Source organism: Flexivirga sp. G2, assembly GCF_055397625.1.
Map to the genome: position 1 here is coordinate 2,052,949 of NZ_AP039675.1, position 21,402 is coordinate 2,074,350.

The 21,402-nt window shown below is 67.0% G+C and carries 24 protein-coding genes; 13 read left to right on the forward strand and 11 right to left on the reverse strand.

Annotated elements, in window-relative coordinates; genetic code table 11:
* Positions 1-97: 97 nt before the first annotated feature.
* Both ACZ50J_RS09935 and ACZ50J_RS09940 read right to left on the reverse strand, forming a co-directional pair.
* A complete protein-coding gene (locus ACZ50J_RS09935; RefSeq protein ID WP_464301113.1) occupies positions 98-1,222 on the reverse strand; it encodes a glycosyltransferase family 4 protein in 1,125 nt (374 codons plus the stop codon).
* 40 nt (positions 1,223-1,262) lie between these two features.
* A complete protein-coding gene (locus ACZ50J_RS09940; RefSeq protein ID WP_464301114.1) occupies positions 1,263-2,549 on the reverse strand; it encodes a cytochrome P450 in 1,287 nt (428 codons plus the stop codon).
* Between the two features lie 301 nt (positions 2,550-2,850).
* Here ACZ50J_RS09940 and ACZ50J_RS09945 point away from each other — a divergent pair, with 301 nt between their 5' ends.
* Positions 2,851-3,945, forward strand: a complete 1,095-nt coding sequence (locus ACZ50J_RS09945; RefSeq protein WP_464301115.1) for a serine/threonine-protein kinase — start codon at positions 2,851-2,853, stop codon at positions 3,943-3,945.
* A 5-nt stretch (positions 3,946-3,950) separates the two neighbouring features.
* On the opposite strand, the gene ACZ50J_RS09950 is transcribed toward ACZ50J_RS09945, so the two are convergent.
* Entirely contained in the window at positions 3,951-4,703 is a 753-nt protein-coding gene (locus ACZ50J_RS09950) for a MerR family transcriptional regulator (RefSeq protein WP_464301116.1), read from the reverse strand.
* Between the two features lie 159 nt (positions 4,704-4,862).
* On the opposite strand from ACZ50J_RS09950, the gene thrS reads away from it, so the two are divergent.
* The 4 genes from thrS to ACZ50J_RS09970 all read left to right on the forward strand — a co-directional run bounded on the left by thrS (position 4,863) and on the right by ACZ50J_RS09970 (position 9,734).
* Entirely contained in the window at positions 4,863-6,845 is a 1,983-nt protein-coding gene (thrS, locus tag ACZ50J_RS09955; protein ID WP_464301117.1) for a threonine--tRNA ligase, read from the forward strand.
* 234 nt (positions 6,846-7,079) lie between these two features.
* Positions 7,080-7,907 (forward strand): alpha/beta fold hydrolase, encoded by an 828-nt coding sequence (locus ACZ50J_RS09960; RefSeq protein WP_464301118.1) that lies wholly within the window; start codon positions 7,080-7,082, stop codon positions 7,905-7,907.
* A gap of 34 nt (positions 7,908-7,941) precedes the next feature.
* Positions 7,942-8,784: a MerR family transcriptional regulator gene (locus tag ACZ50J_RS09965; protein ID WP_464301119.1), complete on the forward strand. Its 843-nt coding sequence runs from the start codon at positions 7,942-7,944 to the stop codon at positions 8,782-8,784.
* Positions 8,785-8,813: 29 nt separating this feature from the next.
* Positions 8,814-9,734, forward strand: a complete 921-nt coding sequence (locus ACZ50J_RS09970) for a transglutaminase-like domain-containing protein (RefSeq protein WP_464301120.1) — start codon at positions 8,814-8,816, stop codon at positions 9,732-9,734.
* Here ACZ50J_RS09970 and ACZ50J_RS09975 read toward each other — a convergent pair whose 3' ends face one another.
* The 3 genes from ACZ50J_RS09975 to ACZ50J_RS09985 form a co-directional block, all read right to left on the reverse strand.
* On the reverse strand, positions 9,735-10,229 hold the full coding sequence (locus ACZ50J_RS09975; protein WP_464301121.1) for a hypothetical protein: 495 nt from the start codon (positions 10,227-10,229) through the stop codon (positions 9,735-9,737).
* A 131-nt stretch (positions 10,230-10,360) separates the two neighbouring features.
* Positions 10,361-10,747: an EVE domain-containing protein gene (locus ACZ50J_RS09980; RefSeq protein ID WP_464301122.1), complete on the reverse strand. Its 387-nt coding sequence runs from the start codon at positions 10,745-10,747 to the stop codon at positions 10,361-10,363.
* Positions 10,748-10,874: 127 nt separating this feature from the next.
* A complete protein-coding gene (locus tag ACZ50J_RS09985) occupies positions 10,875-11,291 on the reverse strand; it encodes a VOC family protein (RefSeq protein ID WP_464301123.1) in 417 nt (138 codons plus the stop codon).
* 109 nt (positions 11,292-11,400) lie between these two features.
* Here ACZ50J_RS09985 and ACZ50J_RS09990 point away from each other — a divergent pair, with 109 nt between their 5' ends.
* Positions 11,401-11,889 carry a GNAT family N-acetyltransferase gene (locus ACZ50J_RS09990; protein WP_464301124.1) on the forward strand — a complete coding sequence of 163 codons (489 nt, stop codon included), beginning with the start codon at positions 11,401-11,403 and terminating at the stop codon, positions 11,887-11,889.
* 38 nt (positions 11,890-11,927) lie between these two features.
* On the opposite strand, the gene ACZ50J_RS09995 is transcribed toward ACZ50J_RS09990, so the two are convergent.
* Positions 11,928-12,365 carry a nitroreductase family deazaflavin-dependent oxidoreductase gene (locus ACZ50J_RS09995; RefSeq protein WP_464301125.1) on the reverse strand — a complete coding sequence of 146 codons (438 nt, stop codon included), beginning with the start codon at positions 12,363-12,365 and terminating at the stop codon, positions 11,928-11,930.
* Between the two features lie 95 nt (positions 12,366-12,460).
* Between ACZ50J_RS09995 and ACZ50J_RS10000 the strand changes: the two genes are divergently transcribed.
* The 6 genes from ACZ50J_RS10000 (at position 12,461) to pdxS (ending at position 17,419) form a co-directional block, all read left to right on the forward strand.
* A complete protein-coding gene (locus ACZ50J_RS10000) occupies positions 12,461-13,006 on the forward strand; it encodes an HIT family protein (protein WP_464301126.1) in 546 nt (181 codons plus the stop codon).
* A gap of 29 nt (positions 13,007-13,035) precedes the next feature.
* Positions 13,036-13,671, forward strand: a complete 636-nt coding sequence (gene pgsA, locus ACZ50J_RS10005; RefSeq protein WP_464301127.1) for a phosphatidylinositol phosphate synthase — start codon at positions 13,036-13,038, stop codon at positions 13,669-13,671.
* The gene (locus tag ACZ50J_RS10010) at positions 13,668-14,576 is read left to right on the forward strand and encodes a phosphatidylinositol mannoside acyltransferase (protein WP_464301128.1); all 909 of its coding nucleotides are present in this window, start codon (positions 13,668-13,670) and stop codon (positions 14,574-14,576) included. Before pgsA ends, ACZ50J_RS10010 begins: the two co-directional genes overlap by 4 nt.
* The gene (locus tag ACZ50J_RS10015) at positions 14,573-15,745 is read left to right on the forward strand and encodes a glycosyltransferase family 4 protein (protein ID WP_464301129.1); all 1,173 of its coding nucleotides are present in this window, start codon (positions 14,573-14,575) and stop codon (positions 15,743-15,745) included. The genes ACZ50J_RS10010 and ACZ50J_RS10015 overlap by 4 nt, the downstream gene beginning before the upstream one ends.
* On the forward strand, positions 15,745-16,320 hold the full coding sequence (locus ACZ50J_RS10020; protein WP_464301130.1) for a hypothetical protein: 576 nt from the start codon (positions 15,745-15,747) through the stop codon (positions 16,318-16,320). The genes ACZ50J_RS10015 and ACZ50J_RS10020 overlap by 1 nt, the downstream gene beginning before the upstream one ends.
* A gap of 205 nt (positions 16,321-16,525) precedes the next feature.
* Positions 16,526-17,419, forward strand: a complete 894-nt coding sequence (gene pdxS, locus ACZ50J_RS10025) for a pyridoxal 5'-phosphate synthase lyase subunit PdxS (RefSeq protein WP_464301131.1) — start codon at positions 16,526-16,528, stop codon at positions 17,417-17,419.
* Between the two features lie 78 nt (positions 17,420-17,497).
* Here the strand turns inward: pdxS and ACZ50J_RS10030 are convergent, their stop codons facing one another.
* From ACZ50J_RS10030 to ACZ50J_RS10040, 3 genes are all read right to left on the reverse strand, one after another.
* On the reverse strand, positions 17,498-18,355 hold the full coding sequence (locus ACZ50J_RS10030) for an aldo/keto reductase (RefSeq protein WP_464301132.1): 858 nt from the start codon (positions 18,353-18,355) through the stop codon (positions 17,498-17,500).
* Positions 18,352-18,786: a cupin domain-containing protein gene (locus ACZ50J_RS10035; RefSeq protein ID WP_464301133.1), complete on the reverse strand. Its 435-nt coding sequence runs from the start codon at positions 18,784-18,786 to the stop codon at positions 18,352-18,354. The genes ACZ50J_RS10030 and ACZ50J_RS10035 overlap by 4 nt, the downstream gene beginning before the upstream one ends.
* A gap of 71 nt (positions 18,787-18,857) precedes the next feature.
* On the reverse strand, positions 18,858-19,217 hold the full coding sequence (locus ACZ50J_RS10040; RefSeq protein WP_464301134.1) for a carboxymuconolactone decarboxylase family protein: 360 nt from the start codon (positions 19,215-19,217) through the stop codon (positions 18,858-18,860).
* A gap of 137 nt (positions 19,218-19,354) precedes the next feature.
* Here ACZ50J_RS10040 and ACZ50J_RS10045 point away from each other — a divergent pair, with 137 nt between their 5' ends.
* On the forward strand, positions 19,355-20,248 hold the full coding sequence (locus ACZ50J_RS10045) for a helix-turn-helix transcriptional regulator (protein WP_464301135.1): 894 nt from the start codon (positions 19,355-19,357) through the stop codon (positions 20,246-20,248).
* Positions 20,249-20,311: 63 nt separating this feature from the next.
* Here the strand turns inward: ACZ50J_RS10045 and ACZ50J_RS10050 are convergent, their stop codons facing one another.
* On the reverse strand, positions 20,312-21,262 hold the full coding sequence (locus ACZ50J_RS10050) for an LLM class F420-dependent oxidoreductase (RefSeq protein WP_464301136.1): 951 nt from the start codon (positions 21,260-21,262) through the stop codon (positions 20,312-20,314).
* Positions 21,263-21,402: the final 140 nt, after the last annotated feature.

The following is a 21,402-nucleotide window of genomic DNA, read 5'->3' on the forward strand; positions in this document are numbered from 1 at the left end:
CCGGGATTCATCGGGCATATGACAATGGCGTAAACCGCGTCATACGAGGTGGGTCGTCAGCAGGGGTGGCGGGACCTCGAGACGTTCCCTCGCCTCGCTACCGACCGCCGAGTTCGCGCTGCGCACGCTCGTAGAAGTCGTATGTCGCGCGCATGGCATCCGCGAACGTCACGCTGGGTCGACGCGCGCGGGTGGATGCCTTCAACTGCTCGACACGTGGAGCGTCGATCAGCAGTTTCGCGAGGGTGTCGACCATGTCGTCGGCGTCGTCGACCAACAGGCCCTCGACCCCGTGCTCCACGAAGTCGGCCAGACCCGTGAAGTTGTAGCCGACCACCGGCACCCCGGCACTGCGTGCTTCCAGAGCCGCGATCCCGAAGGCTTCCTGGCGTGACGGTGCGACGAACAGGTCGCTCTCGTGCAGCAGTTCGCGGATCTGTTCCGGCGTCCGATGGCCCAGCAGCTCGACCCAATCGCCCAGGCCGAGGTTCTCGATCTGTTGCACCAGGTCGTCATGGCGCGGACCGGCCCCGACGATCGAGACCGAGACGGCCGCACCGGCCGGCACGTTCGCCTTCACCCTCGACATGATCTCGATGAATTCGTCGATGTGCTTGCGCTTCTTGAGCCGACCCACCAACACGACCCGGAAGTCCGGATCGCCGGCACGGTGCAGCGACGGCGTCGTGGGTGCCCACCAGTCGGTGTCGACGAGGTTCGGCACCACGGAAACCTCGCCACTACGCGGGTACACACGTTTGATGTGCGCCGCGATCATGGTGCTCACGCCGGAGTAGACGACCTTCATGAAGGACGGACCGAAGAACACCCCGGTGACGAACCGGTGCGCCGAGGCGACCTTCCACCACACCGAGTGCACGGTGACCGCGACAGGTATGCCGCGCCTGCCGGCGGCCCGCGCGACATACACGGCGATCGGTGAGGCGACGGTGAAATGCGCGTGCACGACGTCGACCTCGTCACGATCGAGGACGTCGGTCACCATCGCGTGGTTCAACGACGGAAACGCGATGGTCAGCCATCTGGTCCGCAAACCACGGTGCACATCCAGGTCCTGGTCCCTGGCCCCGTCCTTGTTCACCGCGGTGATGACCGAGACGTCATGCCCATCGGCACGCTGCGCGAGCGCGAGCGCCTCGACCTGGCGCTCGATCCCGCCGACGTCCGGTGGGAAGGAATCAGCGACGTGAACGATCCTCACCGGGGCCCCCGCGAAGTATCGGAGCGCTGCGGGGTGGTCTTCATGCGACCTCGCGTGTTGAGTCGGGTCGCAGCCGGACGGGGAGCGACTCCACGCCATACACGATCGAGAGGTCGCGGAAGGTGAGGTCCTCCAGCGGCGTTGCGAGCTCGAGGTTCGGGAAGCGCTCGACCAGACCGAGGAACGCCGAGCGCAGCTCCATCCGTGCCAGTTCGGCGCCGACGCACCGGTGGAAGCCGTGCCCGAAGCCCAGGTGGGAGGACCGGTCGACGTGCGGATTGATCGTCTCGGTGTCCTCGCCGAGCACCGGATCGCGGTTCGCGCCGGACAGGGAGACGATGACCACGTCGCCCTTCTTGATCGGCTTGCCGAAGAGGTCCAGGTCCTCCTTCGCGAAGCGCGGGAAGGTGATCTGGACGACCGACAGGTAGCGCAGCAACTCGGCAACGACCGAGTCGACGTGCTCGGGGTGGCCGGCGCGGGCGTAACTCTCCGGCTCGCGCAACAAGGCAAGGGTGCCCAGGGACAACATGCTCGCGCTGGTCTCGTAACCGCCGGTGAAGACACCGTCGGCGAGACCGCCGAGCTCCTCGTCCGTGACCTCGTCGCCGAGCTCGCGGATGATCTGCCCGATGAGACCCTCGCCCGGCTCCTGCCGCTGCCGGCGTACGGCCTCCTGCAGGAACTCCCGCGACTCGGTCATCGCGCCGAACACGCCGACGCCGCCGCCGGAGACGTCGAAGCGTGCATGGCCCAGCTTGCGGAAGTGCTCGCGGTCCTCGACCGGCAGTCCGAGCAGCTCGCAGATGACCAGGAACGGGATCGGGAACGCGAAGTCCTCGACGAGGTCGACGACCGGGCCGCCGGCCTCCATCGCGTCCAGTCGCTCCGCGACGATCCGGTCGATGGACGGTTGCAGCCGGGCCAGCCGGCGCACGGTGAACTCCGGTGTCAGGATCTTGCGGAGTCGTGTGTGCTCCGGCGGGTCGGTGAACCCGAGGCCGCCGATCTTGACGTCACTGCCCATACCGAGCATCGGTCGGATGTCGGTGCTGTAACTCTTGGTGTCGGCCAGTACGGCCTTGGCCTCGTGGTAGCCGCTGACCAGCCACACGTTGATGCCGAACACCCGGCGCATACGGCGCACCGGGTCGTTCTCACGCATCTGCCCGAGCTCGGGAACCGGATCCATGCCGTTGCGCCGCAACGGCATGGTGAGCTTCCTGGGAAGCACTGATAGTCCTGCCAGCCCCGAGGAGCGGCCTGCTGCGGCAGTTGACAGCAGTCGCTGGGCGACCCACCGACGGATCGATGTCGTCGCGTTCACTGTGGTTCGTCTCCTGGAAAATACGGTGGATGCTGTCCCCGCTGTGGCGGTCGTCGCGGTAGCCGCGCAGCCTTGCCACGATACCTGTGACGAGGCGGATAGCAGCATCAACCGTAACCGAAGACGGAGCCGCTCGCGGTGCGGCTCGCTCATGCCGATCCCTTCGTTCCTCGGGTGTCGGCATTCGCCCTGCACTCCTTGGTCGCTCGCTGCGCTCGCTCACACGCTGACAACGATCAAGGCACGGCCGTTACTGTGTCGCCGTGATCGTTGCAACTGTCCCGGGTCGCGGTGTGTCGTCATGACGAGCGAGGAGCTGGCGTCGCGTGCGCCCGCACGGTTCGGGCACTACGACCTGCACGAGGTGATCGGCACCGGTGGGATGGGCCAGGTCGCCCGTGCCACCGACACCCGACTGGGCCGAGATGTCGCGCTGAAGGTCATGCACCTCTCGACGGCCACCGACGAGGAGTACCGCGCCCGTTTCCAGCGGGAGGCCGCGATCGTCGCGCGGCTCACCGACCCGCACGTCATACCGATCCACGGGTATGGCGAGATCGACGGCCGCCTCTACCTGGACATGCGCCTGGTCGAGGGCCGCAACCTCGCTCAGTTGCTGGACCGTGGGCAATTGGAGGTGTCGCGGACGCTGGATCTGCTCAGCCAGATCGGCGACGCACTCGATTCGGCGCACCGTGCCGGTCTGGTGCACCGGGACGTGAAGCCGTCCAACATCCTGGTCGACCCGAAGGGTTTCGCCTATCTGGTCGACTTCGGCATCGCCGCCAGCGCCAGCCAACAGGACCTGACCTCGACCGGACAGGTCGTCGGTAGTGCGTCATACATGGCACCGGAGCGGCTGCACGTGCCTGCGCGTTCGGACGCACGCAGCGACGTCTACTCGCTGGCCTGCGTGCTCTACCAGGCACTCACCGGTAACAAGCCGTTCGGCGTCGGCGAACAGGTGCAACTGATCGCCGCGCACCTCAATGCGCCGCCGCCGTCGCTGCGGCAATACCGCACCGACCTGCCGCCGGCTCTCGACCGCGTCGTGCAATCCGGTATGGCGAAGGACCCCGCGCACCGCCCGGCCACCGCGCCGGCCCTGATGGACGCTGCGCGGGCCGCGATGTCGCAGCCGCGGCGGACGGTCACCCCGGCACCGCCGCCACAAGCGGGTCCGGGCGCGACACGTGCCGGTTCGCAGAGCAACGTTCGGCTGCCGGGAAACCCGCCGCAGCGGCGCATCGAGCCGGCGCCCGCACCGCACCGGTCGATCGGCGGCGCTGCGAGCACCGGCTCCGGCGGGAACGCCACCCGAACCCTGTGGGTCGTGGCCATCGTGCTGGCGTTGATCTGCGTGGCAGTCGTCGCCTACGCCGTGGCGACCGGCTGACGACGTCAGTCCGCTGCCTGCCGGTCGGCGTTGGCGTGGAATGCCGACCGGATCCACTCGGCGCTGTCCGCCGACGGCAGCATCGTGTGGAAGCGCGGATCGCCGGCGAACAGGTCGCCCAGGCCTCGGTGCAGCGCCGGCGGGCAGTCGTAGAACCAGCGCACGATGTGCTGGCGGTGTGTCTCGGCGGCATCCATCGCCTCGGGGCCGTCGGCCGGGGCGTCGGCGTCGTACAGGCGCCCGAAACTCGCGTAGATGTCGTCCGACTCGGCCTTGATGCGCTCCCAGTCGGCCTTGGAGTACTGCGCCGCGCGACGCTGCGACTCGCGCCATGCGTCGGTGTCGCCCCAGCGTTGCTCGGCCTCGGCCTGGTTCTCCTCGAAGCGCTCGCCGAACAGCTCTTTCATGTCCTCGGTCGTCAGTTCTTCGTCCGCCATGGTCTTCTCCAATGCGTTGTCGATGGCCGTGACGAGCTGGTGCAACTCGTCGACCCTTCCCATGACCAGATCCCGTTGCCGCAACAGATGCTCACGGGTGTCGCCGGAGTTCAGCAGTTGCCGGATCTCCTCCAAGGGCAACTCCAACCGCCGGTACACGACGATCTCGGCCAACCGGGCCAGATCGTCGGGCGTGTAGAGCCGATAGCCGGCGAATGAGCGCGCGCTCGGTCGCAGCAGCCCGATGGCGTCGTAGTGGTGCAGGGTGCGCACCGTCACGCCATACGACTCGGCCACCTGGCCCACCGTGAGTTCATCCATGGCTTCGATTCTCGTGGTCACGAGCTATGACGATGTGGCCTGACGTCGCGTGAGAGTCAAGCGTTAACCTTTCGGGTGCCCGGCGTCCGTCGCCGAGCACACGTCTGTATGGCGAGCCGGCGCTCGCCATACCCCAGCCATCCCTGAAGGAGAACCCCTGTGTCAGCAGGTCAAGCCGAACCCACCGCCGCCACCGGTCGACGGGTCGAGCAGGCCACGACGGGCACCGAGCTCTTCGGCGACGACCGGACGGTCGTCGCGATGACGGTGGACGGCGAGCTGCAGGATCTCTTCCGGGAGATCCCGGCGGGCGCGCTCGTCGAGCCGATCCCGGTCGACTCTCCTGACGGCCTCAACGTGCTGCGCCACTCGACGGCGCACGTGCTCGCGCAAGCCGTGCAGCAGATCAACCCGGACGCCAAGCTCGGCATCGGACCGCCGATCACCGACGGGTTCTACTACGACTTCGACGTCGAGACACCCTTCACGCCCGAGGATCTGAAGGCCCTCGAGAAGGCGATGCAGAAGATCATCAACGAGGGGCAGACCTTCCACCGTCGGGAGATCAGCGATGATGACGCGCGAGCCGAACTCGCCTCGGAGCCCTACAAGTTGGAGCTCATCGGACTGAAGTCGAAGGCTGGGGACGCGGCCGACGGTGCCGACGCCGAGGTCGGCGAGGGCGGACTGACGATCTACGACAACCTCCGCCGTGACGGTTCGGTCGCCTGGGGTGACCTGTGCCGCGGTCCGCACCTGCCCTCGACCAAGCTGATCGGCAACGCCTACAAGATCATGCGCTCGGCCGCCGCCTACTGGCGTGGCTCGGAGAAGAACCCGCAGCTGCAGCGCATCTACGGCACCGCCTGGCCGAGCAAGGCCGAGATGAAGGCCTACCTCGACCGTCTCGCCGAGGCCGAGAAGCGCGACCACCGCAAGCTCGGCGCCGAGCTGGATCTCTTCAGCTTCCCCGAGGAGCTGGGGTCCGGACTACCGGTCTTCCACCCCAAGGGCGGCGTGATCAAGCGTGAGATGGAGGACTACGTCCGCACGCGGCACCTGCAGGAGGGTTTCCAGTACGTCGGGACGCCGCACATCTCCAAGGACGGCCTCTTCCACACCAGTGGTCACCTGCCCTACTACGCGGACACGATGTTCCCGGGCATGGAGCTGGAGGGTGCGCAGTACCGCCTCAAGGCGATGAACTGCCCGATGCACAACCTGATCTTCTCCTCGCGCGGTCGTTCCTACCGCGAATTGCCTTTGCGTTTCTTCGAGTTCGGCTCCGTCTACCGTTACGAGAAGTCCGGTGTGGTCCACGGCCTGACGCGCGTGCGCGGTATGACGCAGGACGATTCGCACTCCTACGTGACCGCCGAGCAAGCGCCGGGGGAGATCCGGCACCTGCTGAACTTCGTGCTGTCGCTGCTGCGGGACTTCGGCCTGGAGGACTTCTACCTGGAGCTGTCGACCCGGGAGACCGAGGGCGACAAGAAGGACAAGTTCATCGGCACCGACGAACAGTGGGAGACCGCGACGTCGATCCTGGAGCAGGTGGCGACCGAGACCGGCCTGGAGCTCGTGCCGGATCCGGGCGGCGCCGCCTTCTACGGTCCGAAGATCTCGGTGCAGGCCCGCGACGCCATCGGCCGCACTTGGCAGATGTCGACCATCCAGTACGACTTCAACCAGCCGCACCGTTTCGGGCTGGAGTTCCAGGCCGCCGACGGCACCCGCCAGGAGCCGGTGATGATCCACTCGGCGAAGTTCGGGTCGATCGAGCGGTTCCTGGGCGTGCTGGTCGAGCACTACGCGGGCGCCTTCCCTCCGTGGTTGTCGCCCGTGCAGGTGCTCGGCGTGCCGGTCGCCGAGGAGTTCGCGCCATACCTCTCGGGTGTGCTGGATCAGTTGCGGGAGAAGGGGATTCGGGTCGAGCTCGACGACTCCGACGACCGTTTCCCGAAGAAGATCCGCAACGCCAGCAAGTCCAAGGTGCCGTTCACGCTGATCGCCGGCGACGAGGACCGCTCCGCGAACGCCGTCTCCTTCCGCTTCCGCGACGGCACGCAGCGCAACGGTGTCCCGGTCGCCGAAGCCATCGCGGAGATCGAAACCGCGATCCGTGACAAGGCACAGGTCTAGCGGGAACCAAGCCCGCCTGCCACTAGTTGGACCCAATGCAGCCCCCACGGACACTCGAGGCCCCGGGGGCTGCACCACGTCCGGAGCGACTAGTCGGATCGCAGACGCGGCCGGCCACGTACCGAAGTTTCCCCAGGGTCGGGTTGGGGTCGGCATGACGGCTCGTGGTGTGCCGAAGTCTCCCCAGGGTCGAGTTACGGACGGCGGCGGTGCGCCTGCCCGGGAGATTCTGTCGTGAGACTGCGCGGAACCAGTCCGGTAGACGGCGGTCGGCTGGCGCATCAGGTCGAGGGACCACGGGATGCGCCGGCGCTGCTTCTGCTGCAGGGACAGGCGAATTCGCACGAGTGGTGGCAGCACGTCCGACCACTGTTGACCGACCGGTTCCTGACGATCACCTTCGACTACCGGGGCACGGGGGAGACCGCGCGACGGCAGGCCGCGTCCGGCGCGGAGGATCAGGCGGTGTGGTCGACGGCCCTCTTCGCGGACGATGCTGCAGCGGTGCTGTCGGCTCTCGGCATCGGGAGTGCCTTCGTCTACGGCACCTCGATGGGTGGCCGGATCGCCCAGGAACTCGCGATCGCCCAACCAGAGCTGGTGCGGGCGATGGCGTTGGCCTGCACGACACCGGGTGGGTCGCTCGCCACCGAACGGGACCGGGAGGTGCGGCTGGCGCTCGCCAACCCGGACCGTGCCGCGAGGCTGCGAACGACGGCTGACCTGTTCTACACACCGGACTGGGTCGCGGCGCACGGTGGGTATGACGGTGTACCGACCTACCTCTTCGGCGACCCGGACATCAGCCGCCGGGACGCCAACCGGCACCTACGGGTGAGTGCGAAGCACGACGCCGCAGATCGGCTGGAGCTGATCGATGCGTCGACACTGATCATGCATGGAGCCCAGGACCGGTTCGCGCCCGTCGCGAACGCGCACGTCCTGCATGAGCACATCCGGGGGAGTCGACTCGAGATCTACGATCCCGGCCGGCACGGCTTCTTCGACGAGTTCGCGACCGAAGTGACCGACCTCGTGGCGCAGTTCTTCCTGACTTCTTGACCTCGCCCCAAGGGCAGGCCCCAGACTCGTCGACATGCGGGAGATGACAGCGGGGGACTTCAGCCGCGAGACGGGACTCAGTCCCAAAGCGCTTCGGCTGTATGCCGACTCGGGTCTGCTGTTGCCGCGGCGGATCGACGAGCACAACGGATACCGCTACTACGGCGAGGAGCAGCTGCAGCGTGCCGCGCGCATCACGATGCTCCGGCGTGCCGGTGCTCCGCTGAGCGTTGTGCATGCCGTCGTCGACGCGCCGGACGACACGCGATCCGCGGAGCTGCTCGCCACCTGGTGGCGTGGTCACCAGCAGCTGCGCCTCGAGCAACAGAACATCGTCGACCATCTGCTCTCCGAATTCGCAGTAGGGCGGCAGGAGACACTCGAGTTGGTGGTGCAGCGGCGGGCGGTGCCCGAGTGCGCCGTCGCTTCGATCACTCGTCGGGTGTCTCAGCCGCAACTGGTCGAGTCGTTCATCGACGCCGAGCATCGGATCTCCCAGCACCTCGCCAGCCATGGCGCGACGCGAACCGTGGAGTTCTGGGTGATCTACCACGGTGCCGTGAGCCCGGACAGCGACGGTCCGATCGAGGTGTGCGTCCCCTTCGAGGGCTTGGTGCCACCAACCACTGAGATCACCGTCCGGATCGAGCCGGGAGGGGAACAGCTCTACACCGAGATCGGCGCCGACCTGTGCGGTTATCCGCAGATCATGCAGGCCTACGCCGCCGTCGACCGTGCGGCCGCAGGGCAGGAGACCTCCGGCGCGCCCCGAGAGCGTTACGTGTCCGACTGGAACGGCGAACCGGGAGCGGAGCACGTGGCGGACATCGTCCTCCCGCTCGCGCAACCGATTGTCCGAACGACTGAGCATCACTGAATCAATTTCTGAGAGAACGGAATTCGGCTATGACGATCCTTGAACACACAGCGATGATCGACTATGCGAGGCACACGGCATACAGCGACCCGGGGCGCTTCGCGTCCCTGCTCGACGCCGTGCCCACCGAGCTCGACGAACTGTCGGCGACCGTGCGCAACGTGATCGAGCACTACCGTGCGTCCGATCACGCATTGCCGGCCGACACCGTCTCGGACATTCACTCCCGATGGATCGCGCGGACGCTGGAACTCGATCAACAGCGCCACCCGGCATCGCTGGCCGAGTCCCGCGAACCCACCACGAGGGTCCAGGGTTGCTGTCGCGACCACACCCTGCTCAGCGTGGCGATCCTGCGCCAGCACGGCATACCCGCCCGCTCGCGGATCGGGTTCGCCGACTACTTCGTCGACGGATGGCACCACGACCACGTCGTGGCCGAGGCGTGGTCGGGGGAGCGCTGGGTGCGCTTCGATCCGGAGGTGCAGGCGCCCATCGCCACGCTGCCGGAGCCTCGAAACATCCCTGCTGGCAAGGGATTCCACACTGCAGCAGAGGTATGGCGCAGCCACCGGGCCGGCGCGCTCGACGTCGAGACCTACGGCGTCGATGTGTCGATCCCGGTCGCCCGCGGCGCGTGGTTCGTCCGCAACTACGTCATCCTCGAGGTCGCGCACCGGTTCGGTGACGAGCTGCTGCTGTGGGACAACTGGGGGACGATGAACGGTCCGGGCAGCCAGGATCAGGACGCGGACCTCATCGATGACGTGAGCGCATTGCTGGTGGCAGCCGACACCGGGGACACGGCCGCCGAGCAACGACTGCTGGACCTCTACCGAGCCGATGAGCGGCTGCACCCGGGCGACGTGGTGCTACGGATGGACCTCCCCGAGCAGACGCTGGTGGAGGAGTCGCTGACCGGCCGTGCGGGGCGCGGATCGGAGCGCTGATCAGCCGCCGCTGGTGTAGTAGGTGACGTCCCAGTGGTTGCCCTCGTCGCAGTAGAGGTTCCCCGACGCAGCCTTCCACTGCGGGTAGCCGTCGCCACGCAAACCGATGTAGGTGAAGCTGTTCTTGACGTAGTTGTTGATGCAGGTGTTCTTGGCGATGTCCACCTTGTAGCCGTTGTAGTGGCTGTAGGTGCCCGACGCGTGGCCGACCTCCGTCCCACCCGTGATGTTGATGGCACAGCCGCTCGCCCTCTTGAGCGTGATCACGCCACTCACCGTGGTCTGGTTGATCTGCTCATACGAGGTGCAATGGGAGTTGCTGCGGGTGGTGCAGCCACCGCTCGACGACGACGTCACGCCGGCGGCGGACAGTTGGGCTGCGGCTTGAGACTGGGAGAGCTTGGTGACTGCGGCGGCGGGACCGGTCGAGATCGCGATCGTTGCTGCCGCAACTCCGGCGACGGCAGTGACCTGGAAGAAACTCGGAGTGCGCATAGCAGTGGTGCCTTCCTGTCAGGGACGGGCGCCTCGGGGATGGCGCTCGCAGCGATGCTAGGCAGCGTGGGTAAATTGCAGGTCGCGTACGGCTCAGGATCAGGCAAAAAGTTTCGCGAGCAGGAGTTCGGTCAGTCAAGCAATTGCTGGATGGCGACCGCGTCCGCAGTGGGCAGCTCGAAACAGCCGAAACGCAGGCGACCCGTCGGCAGATGATCGCGCACCGCGGCCAGCGGAAGTGGTCGGATCTCGCGCAGCGTGGCACGGCGGCGGAAACCGCCCTCGATCACCGTGCTCGGCTCCGGTGCGTCACCGGTGATCGTGCCGGCGAAGGTGATCGCCCGGAGTGGTTCGCCGTCCGGGTATGCCGTCCTCGGGGAATAGACGAGGATCCGGTCGCCGGCGTTCATGCGTGCAAGCGGCGCGCGTGTGCCGTGATTGGCCATGATGAACCCTTCGTCGACCCCGCGACGGGCGTGCTCTCGAGAGACGACGATCACCCAGGTGCGTTTGTCCATGCCGGAACGGTATGCCGCCTTGCGGACACCATCGGTCCGCTGACTACCGGCGCGACCGGCCGGTGCGGATACTTCGATACGGATGGTTACGAGTCAGCCGAGCCGTAACCATCCGTATCGACGATGGTCAGCCCGCCGCGCTGATGTTGATCATCCAGGAAACGCCGAACCGGTCTGTGAACATGCCGAATTCGTCACCCCACATCTGCTTCTCCAACGGCATGATGACATTGCCGCCGTCGCTCAGCCGGTCCCAGTAGCCGCGCAACTTCTCGGCATCGTCGCCGGAAAGACTGATGGTGCCGTTCGGCGAGAGGTCCATGCCCTGCGGCACGTCCGAAGCCATCAGCGCGACACCGTCCGGTGCGGTCAGCTGCGCGTGCATGATCTTGTCCGCGTCCGCGGGGTCCATCGGGTGCTCGTCGGAGCTGAACTCGGCGAAGGTGTTGAGTGACAGGTCGCCGCCGAATACGTCGTGGTAGAGATCCATGGCGGCCTTCGCGTCGCCACGGAAGTTGAGATAGGGGTTCAACTGGACGGACATGGTCGGCTCCTTGCGTGCGGTGGGTGCGGCCGGGTGGCCACGACCTCATCGCACCAGTGCACACCGACAATCGCTGGGCCGGAAGTGGAACCCGTGGAAAACTGCCGGTGTGAGTGACGAACTGGCCGGCATACGCATCGAACGCGCCACCCCCGAGGACGCATTCGTGCTGGCCGCGATGACGCTGCGATGGGACCTGGAGGGTGGCGCGCCGCACCGCGAGGGCTTCCTCGACGAGTTCGCCGAGGCGTGGCTCGGTCAGGGGTCCGCCCGACCGGCGTGGCTCGCGCGTCGCGCCGACGGCGACCCGGTGGGTTTCGCGATCGGCATCCTGGCCACCAGCCTGCCGAGCCTGCGCCGACCGACCGGCGGCTGGATGCACCTGAGCTCGCTCTACGTCGTACCCGACCTGCGCGGCGCCGGTCTCGGTGAGCGACTGCTGCGCGAGATCGTCGACTGGGCCGTCGACGGCGGGCTGTACCGGGTGCAACTCAACGCCACCGACCGAGCGCGGTCGCTCTATCGCAAAGTCGGGTTCGCCGGTCCGCAGGACACACTCATGCAGTGCGTCCTGACCGACCGCCTACCCACCCGATGACGTCTCCGATGACGTCTCCGACGACGCCTTGACCGGGCCTACTTGGTCGGCTCCACCAGCAGCACGGGGATGAGCCGGTCGGTCTTGGTCTGGTACTCCGCGTAGGGCGGGTATGCCGCAACCGCACGCTCCCACCACTCGTCGCGCTCGGCGCCGCTGATCTCCCGGGCGACGGCGTCGTGCTTCTCGGTCCCGTCCTGGACCTCGACCTGCGGGTTGGCGGTGATGTTGCCGTACCAGACCGGGTGCTGGGGTGCGCCGCCCTTGGAAGCGACCGCGGCATAGACGCCGTCGTGCTCGACCCGCATCAGCGGCACCCGGCGCAGCTTGCCGGTCTTGGCGCCGCGCATCGTGTAGACGACGACCGGCATACCCATGATGTCCACGGACTCGGTCGTGCCGGACTCGTCGATCTTGGCGAGCTGGTCCTTGACCCAGCCGGTCTTCTCCTCGGCGTATTCACCCTGCAACGGCATGTCTGCTCCTGTTCTGTTCGCCCGAGTTGGTCCGCCACCATCAACCGCGGATCCGCTCCGCTTGTTCCGTCCGGGCTCGGCATACGATCGGGCGTATGCCGCAGGAGATCGAGTCCGAAGACAACTTCGCCCGCGTGCCCGACGGATTCGAGCGACTGTGGACGCCGCACCGGATGGCCTACATCGAGGCGGACAAGCCCGATCACGACGACGACGGCGCCTGTCCGTTCTGCGCCGCACAGGCGAAGTCCGACGAGGAAGCGCTGATCGTGCACCGCGGCCGGACCTGCTTCGTCATCCTCAACCTGTTCCCGTACAACCCGGGGCACCTGCTGATCTGCCCGAACCGGCACATCCCGGCATACCTCGACCTGACCGACGAGGAGACCGCGGAGTTCACCGCGCTGACCAAGCAGGCCATCACCGCGCTCGCGACCGCATCGGGGCCGGACGGGTTCAACCTCGGCATGAACCAGGGCGAGGTCGCCGGCGCGGGAGTGGCCGCGCACCTGCACCAGCACGTCGTACCGCGGTGGGGCGGCGACTCCAACTTCCTGCCCATCGTTGCCCAGACGAAGGCGTTGCCCGTCCTGCTGGACGACACCAGGAAGCGGCTCGCCGACGCCTGGCCGCGAGGTTGACGCGAACCGCCCGGTAACCTGAGGGCACCATGCTCAACCGTTACGCCCGGGCGGCGATCACCAAGTTCTTCACCCCACTGGCGAAACTTCTGCTGCGGCTGGGTATTTCACCCGACATCGTGACGATCGTCGGCACGATCGGCGTCTGCTTCGGTGCGCTCGCGTTCTATCCGCGCGGCAACTTCTTCTGGGGCACGATCGTCATCACGGTGTTCATCTTCTCCGACACGCTCGACGGCAACATGGCCCGCATGTCGGGCCGCTCGAGCGTGTGGGGCGCCTACCTGGACTCCACTCTCGACCGGGTCGCCGACGCGGCGATCTTCGGGGCTCTCGTGCTCTGGTACGCCGGTGACGGCGACAACCTCGTCATGGCCGGGCTCGCTCTGGGCTGCCTCATCCTCGGCATGGTCGTGTCCTACTCGAAGGCGCGTGCCGAAGGTCTGGGCATGACGGCCAACGTCGGCATCGCCGAGCGCTCCGAACGACTCGTGGCCGTGCTCGTGACGACCGGACTGGTCGGCATCCACTGGCTGCACCTGCCGACGGCCGTGCTCGGCGTGGTGCTGGCGCTCCTCGCGATCGCCAGCCTGATCACCGTCTTCCAGCGGATGCTCACCGTCCGCACCCAGGCGTTGGGCGGGGCCGGAGAACTCCCGAAGTGACCCCGCGCGAACGCGCGGAAGGTCTCGCCTACCGCGCGGCCTGGCGGCTGGTGTGCCGACTTCCGGAACGCATGGCGTATGCCGCCTTCGCCCGGGTCGCGCGATCCCTGCACCGACGCAACGGCCGGTCCGTTCAACAGATGCGCGCCAACTATGCGACGGTTCGTCCAGAACTGGACGCGGAGCAGTTGGAAGCGCTGGTCGCAGAAGGGGTTTCGTCATACCTGCGCTACTGGTGTGATGCCTTCCGGCTGCCCCGTGAGACCCCGGCGACGCTCGATGAGCGCATCCGGCTGACCGGCCACGACGCGGAGGCCCGCGCGATCGTCGCCGGCGACGAGCCGCTCATCCTGTTCCTGGGCCACCTCGGCAACTGGGACCACTGCGGCGCGTGGGCCACGGACCACTTCGCCCCGGTGACGACGGTCGCCGAGCGGCTGAAACCGGAGTCGGTCTTCGACGCGTTCGTCGATTTCCGGGAGTCACTGGGCATGCGTATCCTGCCGCTGACCGGTGGCGAACACCCGTATTCACAGTTGCGAGAGGCGATTTCGCGCGGCGGATTCGTGCCGCTGCTGGCGGACCGGGACCTGACCCGCAGCGGCGTCGAGGTCACGTTGTGCGGCCATCCCACCCGCGCCGCAGTGGGGCCGGCGAAGCTGGCGCTCGAGACCGGCGCCGCACTCTTCCCGCTCGCGATCACCTACGAACCGATCCCGGGACGGGCGGCGCACCGGGTAGTGGCGCGCTTCGGTGCACGGGTCCGTCCTTCGGGCAACGGGACAGCCGAGGACCAGGTGCGCGCGATGACGCAGCAGTGCGTGGACTCCCTGGGGGAGACCATCAGCGAGCACACGCAGGATTGGCACATGATGCAACGTGTGTTCGTGGAGGAGCCCCGGTGAGAATCGGCATGGTCAGCCCGTACGCGTTCAACGTGCCCGGTGGCGTGCAGTTCCACGTGCGCGACCTGGCCGAGCACCTGATCACCCAGGGGCACGACGTGCGAGTGCTCGCACCGGCGGACGAGGACGCCGAGCTGCCGCCGTACGTCGACTCCGCCGGACGGGCGATGCCGGTGCCCTACAACGGATCCGTGGCGCGGTTGCTGTTCGGACCGGTCACGGCATCACGCGTCTCCCGGTGGATCGAGCGTGGTGAGTTCGACGTGCTGCACATCCACGAACCGTTCGCCCCGAGCGTGTCGATGCTGGCGATGATGGCCGGCCACGGTGCTGTGGTGGGGACGTTCCATTCCAGCACCATGCGGTCGCGGGTGCTGCTGACCCTGATGCCGTTGCTCGAGCCGCAGCTGGAGAAACTCAGCGGCCGAATCGCGGTGTCCCGTGAGGCGTTACGCACGATCCACCGCCATGAGGGCGCAGCGGATGCAGTGATCATCCCCAACGGTGTGTATGTCGATCGCTTCGCGACGGCGCCGCTCGTGCCGCAATGGACGGGGAGTGCGGAGCGGCCGACGATCGCATTTCTCGGCCGGCTGGAGGAGTCGCGGAAGGGCCTGGCGGTGTTGCTCGATGCGATGCCGCAGCTGCTCGACGTGCGGCCCGGTCTCCGGCTGCTGGTTGCCGGACCGGGGGATCCCGGGGAGGCCTTGCGTCATACCTCCGACCGCGTGCGGGCGGCGACGGAGTTCCTGGGCATGGTGACCGAGCAGGACAAGGCGTCGTTGTTGCGGTCGGTCGATGCGTATGTCGCGCCCAACACGGGAGCGGAGAGCTTCGGCATCATCCTGGTCGAGGCGATGAGCGCGATGGCCCCGGTGGTGGCGAGCGACCTGCCGTCGTTCTCCGACGTGCTGGACGGCGGAACCGCCGGTGCGATGTTCCGCACCGGTGACCCGGCGTCGCTGGCCGCCACGGTGCTGCGGTTGCTCGACGACCCGGGGGAGCGATCCGAACTCGCCACCCGTGGCGCACTGCGTGCACGCGATTTCGACTGGTCGCGGGTGTCGGCGGACGTCATGGATGTCTACGAGACATGTCACGCGGCGCGTCCGGGTGCGGTGCGGGCGACCTCGGCAGCCCGCGGCAGACGCGTGCGGGGTCGTGACTGATGCGGATCTTCGCCTGGACCGCCTTCGTCATCGCGGCGATCGCGCTCGTCGCGTGGTACCTCTCCTACACGGCCGCTCGCCTGGACCGGCTGCACACCAAGGTTGAGGGATCGGTGGCGTCCCTGGACGCGCAGTTGGTGCGCCGGGCGGAGGTCGTGCGCGAGGTCGCCGGGTCGGGTGTGCTCGATCCGGCCAGTGCTGCACTGCTCGCCGATGCGGCGAGTGCTTCCCTCGACGCCGCCGATGCGGCGTCATTGGGTGAGGCGCTCCGCTCCGACGGCATCGGCACGGAACGTGCCGAGACCGAGTCGAGGCTCACCCAGGTGCTGCGTACGACGCTGAGCATCGACGTCATCACCGAACTGCGCGACGAGAACGACGGCTGGCCGGAGGTGGTCGAGCGACTCCGTTCGGCGGGCCAGCGCGTCGAGATCGCCCGCCGTTTCCACAATGAGGCGGTGCGGGACGTGCGGCGATTGCGGCACCGGCCGCAGGTCCGCTACCTGGGACTCGCCGGCCACACGCCGTTGCCGTCGCCGGTGGAGTTCGACGACCAACTGCCCGAAGGCCTCTGACCGCCAAGCTGGCCGAGGAGTGGGCGAGCGAATTGCGGGAGGCCCTTGAGGAGTTCGCGAGGTACGAGCGAACGTCTCGAAAGGTCCGCTACCTGGCCGCATGTCGCCGTGTCCGGAAAGTGCCATACAAGTCTCGATGGCATGAAGCTGCCGAAGCCGGCGGTATTCTGGTGAAAACGTCGTCGTTCGATGAGGAGAACCGGAAGTGACTGCAGCGATCGAGACCGGTACCGCGCGCGTCAAGCGCGGTATGGCGGAGATGCTGAAGGGCGGCGTCATCATGGACGTCGTCACGCCCGACCAGGCGAAGATCGCCGAGGACGCCGGCGCTGTCGCGGTCATGGCGCTCGAGCGGGTGCCGGCCGACATCCGCGCCCAGGGCGGCGTCTCGCGGATGAGCGACCCGGACATGATCGACGGCATCATCGAGGCCGTCTCGATCCCGGTCATGGCGAAGGCGCGCATCGGTCACTTCGTCGAGGCGCAGGTCCTGCAGAGCCTCGGCGTCGACTACGTCGACGAGTCCGAGGTGCTGACCCCGGCCGACTACACCAACCACATCGACAAGTGGGAGTTCACCGTCCCCTTCGTCTGCGGTGCGACCAACCTGGGTGAGGCGCTGCGCCGCATCACCGAGGGTGCCGCGATGATCCGCTCCAAGGGCGAGGCCGGCACCGGCGACGTCTCCAACGCCACCACGCACATGCGTCAGATCCGCCAGGAGATCCGTCGCCTGCAGAGCCTGCCCGAGGACGAGTTGTATGTCGCCGCAAAGGAATTGCAGGCGCCGTACGAGCTCGTCAAGGAGGTCGCGGAGGCCGGCAAGCTGCCTGTCGTGCTTTTCACCGCCGGTGGCATCGCAACCCCGGCCGACGCGGCGATGATGATGCAGCTCGGCGCCGAGGGTGTGTTCGTCGGGTCCGGCATCTTCAAGTCCGGCAACCCGGCCCAGCGCGCCGAGGCGATCGTCAAGGCGACCACGTTCCACGACGACCCCGACGTGATCGCCAAGGTCTCGCGCGGCCTGGGCGAGGCCATGGTCGGCCTGAACGTCGACGAGCCGGCGCGGTCGATCCAGTTCGCCGAGCGCGGCTGGTAGTCCCGGAGGAACCGCGCACCGGGCCCGCAGCTGCTGAATCATCGGCGGCCGCGGGCCCGGTCGTTTCACGGTCGTCGTTCAGTGGCCGCTGTAGACGGGGAAGGCGCCGGATTCGCCGTAGTCGCGCTCGTCAAGTGCCCGCAGTGCTGCCATGTCCGTCTCGGAAATGACGAAGTCGACGTCGGCGTTGGCGCGCATGTGCGCCGGATCGCCCGTCTTCGGAAGCGACACCGTGCCCAACTGCAGGGTGTAGCGGATGCACAACTGCGGGACGGACACGTCGTACTCCGCGGCGATCGCCGCGACCCGCTCGTTGCGCAGGATCTCTCCGTGCGCGATGGGGGAGTAGGCCTCGACCACGATGCCTTTGCCCTCGCAGTAGGCGATCAGCTCCGCGGGTGTGTTTCCGGCGTGCACGAGGATCTGGTTCACGGATGGTTCGATCGTGCCGTGGTCCAAGATGTTCTCCAGGTCCGTGGCGAGGAAGTTGGAGACACCGATGGCGCGGATCTTGCCTGCTCGGTGCGCTTCTTCCAGGGCCTTCCACGCGGCAAGATTTCCCTCGGAGTAGTCGCCGCCGCGGAAGTCGTCCCAAGGTTGCGGCGCGTGGATGAGCATCAGGTCGACGTAGTCCAGTCCCATGGTGGCGAGGGAGCGGTCGATGGCTGCGACGGCTCCGTCATACCCCTTGATCTCCGCAGCGAGTTTCGTCGAAACGAACAGCTCCTCGCGCGGCGTACCGGAGGTGCGAACCCCTTCGCCGACCCCGCGCTCGTTACCGTAGGCGTGAGCCGTGTCGATGTTGCGGTAGCCGATCTCGACCGCTGCGCGGACTGCTTCGGCGGCCCGGTCGTCGTCGATGAACCAGGTACCCAATCCGAGCTTGGGGATCGTGATGCCGTTGTTGGCGACGTAGGTCTCGTTCAGGACGGTCATGCGTTCGCTCCGTTCCGGGAAAGCCGGCCGTAGGCCTCGTCCGTGACGGGTTCGAGCCATTCATTGCTGAGCGCGTCGCCCGGAGTGATGAAGGCAAGGTGGCTGAACCAGGTGTCGGCCTTGGCGCCATGCCAGTGCTTGGTGCCCGCCGGGACCCGCACCGCCGTTCCGGGTTCCATGCTGATCGGGTCTTCGCCTTCGGCTTGGTACCAGCCGGAGCCGGCGGTGCAGAGCAGCACCTGGTCGCCGCCGCCGTTCTGCCCGTGGTGGATGTGCCAATTGTTCCGGCAGCCCGGTTCGAAGGTGATGTTGTTCACCGGCACCCCACCTTCGACGATCGGGGCGTTGTAGCTCTGCCCGATGAAGTATTGGGCGAAGGCGTCGTTGGGTTCCCCCGTCGGGAAGACCTGGTCGAATGCGTTGTCCGTCATGTATGTCTCCTGGATTCGTGTGAAGTACGCAGCTGTTCGTTCACTGAGCGTCACCGCGTGCCGCGGGGAGGTCAGTCTCGATGCTCTTCTCCGTGCTCTTCGCTCTCGATGATGTTCTTCAGCACCGAAGTGGCACCCATGCCGTTGGGCCAGCCGGAGTAGAAGGCCAGGTGCAGTAAGGCCTCCTTCAACTCGGCGTCGGTGACACCGTTCTGCCGTGTGAAGGCGAGGTGGAACTGCAGCTGGTCCATCTTCCCCAGCGCCGTGAGCGCGGAGATCGTCACCAGGCTGCGGTCGCGCCGGGACAGTTCGGGACGCGCCCAGACCTCGTCGAAGAGGACCTTGTCGGTGAAGTGGACCATGCCCGGTGCGAAATCCCCGAAGGCGTTCTGTCCGCCGGTCCAGCCGGTGCTCGCGCTGTTGTCTGCCAAGGTCTTCTCCTCGTGGCTCCATGGATTCTGGTGACAAGATCCATGGAACGCTGTTCGGCGCCGGGCAGGGAGTCCCTGATGAAGGGTGTACCGCCAGGGAATCCCACGGTCCATCGGGTGGCCGTAGCGTTGTCACCATGGACAACAGGAGCCAGGTGCGCGAGTTCCTCATGTCACGCAGAGCCAAACTCACCCCTGACCGAGCGGGCCTGACGGTCTCGGGGAACCGGCGGGTGCCGGGCTTGCGGCGCAACGAGGTGGCGACGCTGGCGGACGTGAGCGTCGAGTACTACTCCAAGATCGAGCGCGGGAACCTGGCAGGCGTCTCCGACGGCGTTCTGGACGCAGTGGCCAGGGCCTTGCAACTCGACGACGCCGAGCGCGAGCACCTGTTCGACCTCGCCCGTGTCGCCCACGGCGGTTCGGAACCGGTGAAACGGCGCCGATCAGCGACCTGGGTACTGCGTCCCAGCCTGCTGCGCGCACTCGAAGTCATCACCGACGGCCCGGCCTTCGTGCGCAACGGCCGGATGGACATCCTCGCGACGAATCCGCTCGGCGCGGCCTTCTACGACCACGTGCTCCACGGCCCGGGACGAGGCAATCTCGCCAGGTTCCAGTTCCTGGACGACCGCTCCCGGGACTTCTATCCCGACTGGGACACCGCGGCCGGGGTCACCGTCGCCATCCTGCGTACCGAGGCCGGGCGCGACCCGCGGGACAAGCAGTTGCACGATCTCATCGGAGAACTCTCGACCCGCTCGGACGATTTCCGCACCCGCTGGGGCGCCCACGATGTCCGCCGGCACGGAGCGGGAACCAAGAAGTTCCACCACCATCTCGTCGGCGATCTCACGCTGGACTACGAAGGGTTGGAACTGACCGCAGAGCCGGGCCTGTCATTCCTGATCTACACCGCCGAAGTCGGTTCGGAGAGCCAGGAACGCTTGGACCTGCTCGCCAGTTGGACCGCTGACACTAGGCGCGGCACCGCACGGCCGGACATCGTGAGCTCCCCAGGGGACGACTGAGTCGCCCCGAGGCGCACTCCGACGGCGACACTCTCCTGCCCTGGAGGTGCGATGCCGCCCGAGCTAGTTGACCAGCGGCGCGAGCGTCTCGCCGAGCAGTTGCACCCGGCCCGGAAGATGGCCGTTGGCAGGGGCGTTCACCGTGATGCCGTCGATGCCGGAGGTCAACAGCTCGCTGTATGCCGCAGCCACTTCGTCCGGTGCACCGACGATGGTCGAGGCAACCCGATCCTTCGCCGCCGGGTTGCGCTCCAGGTACGCGTCGAGATCACGTTGTGCTTCCTCATGCGACGGCGCGATGCATGCCGTCGTCTGGTAGCTGACGGTGATCTGCGACCGGTCCCGGCCGAGTCGCTCGCAGTGCTCGTCCAAAGCCTTCAGTTTGGCGGGGATGTCCTCACGGGCGCAGATGATGTTGGACTCGTCGGCATACTGCGCGACCATCCGCAGCGTCTTGCGCACGCCACCGCCGCCGATCATGATCGGCACCCGGCTGAGCGGCGCGGGGGAGTTGACCGCGTCCTTCACCTGATAGCGCTTGCCGTCAAACGTCGCGCGTTCGCCGCGCAGCATCGGCAGAATGATCTGCAGCGCTTCCTCGAGGCGCTCGAAGCGATCGGTGAACGTGTCGAATTCGTAGCCCAGAGAGTCGTGTTCGAGCTCGTACCAGCCCGCACCGATCCCGAGCTGCGCACGGCCGCCGGAGACGACGTCGAGTGCGGTGATCTCCTTGGCGAGCAGGGTCGGGTTGCGGTAGGTGTTGCCGGTGACGAGCGCGGACAGACGCACTCGCTCGGTGTGCTGAGCGAGTGCCGACAACAGGACGTAGCACTCGATCATCGGCTCGTCCGGCTGCCCGAGCCCAGGGAGTTGGTAGAAGTGGTCCATCACCAGGACCGTGTCGAAACCGCTGCTGTCGGCTTCCTTGGCCTGTTGCACGACGGTCGGGAAGAGGCGATCGGCAGAGACGTTGGGATAGGTGAAATTCGGGATCTGATAACCCAGTTTCGTCATATCGCCGACGCTACTCCTGCTCCCTGATCTCGATACGCGGCCTCGTTCCTCAGCCGCTACTCGATCCGCTTCGGGCGCCGGCTCTCGGCTACTCAGAGCGGCGCTCCTGCTCCCTGATCTCGATACGCGGCCTCGTTCCT